The following is a 1,194-nucleotide window of genomic DNA, read 5'->3' as shown; positions in this document are numbered from 1 at the left end:
GTGGGTACAACGATTAACGGAAGAGAAGTTGCAACAAGGGGACCGTGTGGCGATACTTGCTGCCAATCACCCTGAGCTGCTGGCCATCTTATTTGCCTGTGGATTGAAAGGTTATATATATGTACCTTTGAATTTCAGATTAAGCCATCATGAACTCAACGATATTCTGGAAGATTGTGAACCATCAATCCTAATAACGGATGATTTATACGAAAACATAGCACTTTCATTTGATGGCAAGAAAGTCATGAATAGGGAAGTACCTTTCAATAATGAACCATGTGTATTCGAAATGCACTCTATCCAATCTTTTTCGGCAGATGAACCGTGGATGATGATTTATACAGGAGGTACGACAGGGAAACCAAAAGGAGTACTCCTGTCTTATCACAACGTCAACTGGAATGCGTTGAACACAATTGTTAGCTGGGGGTTGTCGGAACGAGATTGCACTGTCAACTATATGCCTTTGTTCCATACAGGGGGATTGAATGCTTTGTCTATCCCAATCCTGATGGCAGGGGGAACAGTGGTCATCGGTCATCGATTTGATGCAGAACAAGCATTGAACGAAATTCTGAAACGAAAAGCAACCATTTCCTTATTCGTACCAACGATGTATGAATTGATGACACAGTCAGAGACGTTCAAGAAACATGATTTTCCTGATGTCCGAGTGTTTTTATCAGGTGGCGCTCCGTGTCCGGTTACGGTATATGAACAATTTGAAAACAAAGGATTACCTTTTAGAGAAGGCTATGGTCTTTCAGAAGCGGGACCAAATAATTTTGTTATAGATGTCAAAGTGGCCAAAGTCAAAAGAGGATCAGTTGGCAAAAGCATGCAATTTGTAGATACTTTGATTGTCACGAAAGACCATCAACCCGCATTAATCGGGGAAGTCGGGGAGCTTTGGATTCGCGGGAGGCATGTTTTCAGGGGCTACTGGCGAAATGACAAAGAAACCGCAGCTACGATGCAAAACGAGTGGTTGAAAACAGGGGATCTGGCGAAAATTGATGCAGACGGTGATACGTATATTGTCGGACGAAAAAAAGACATGATCGTAACCGGTGGGGAGAACGTCTATCCTCAGGAAATCGAACATTGTCTACTCCTGCATCGTACAATCAGAGAAGCGGCTGTCATCGGACTCCCGGATGAGAAGTGGGGAGAAGTCGTTACCGCATTCAT

1 protein-coding gene is annotated in these 1,194 nt (G+C 43.6%); it reads left to right on the top strand.

From position 1 onward, the window contains the following. On the top strand, window positions 1–1,194 hold a 1,194-nt coding region (locus AC1DSB_RS19695), incomplete at both ends, for an AMP-binding protein (RefSeq protein WP_477587468.1).

The sequence above is a fragment of the Paenisporosarcina sp. P4_E4_2 genome (genome assembly GCF_056401595.1).
The sequence above is the reverse complement of the archived record's forward strand: the minus strand, read 5'-3'. Positions and strand labels throughout refer to the sequence as shown.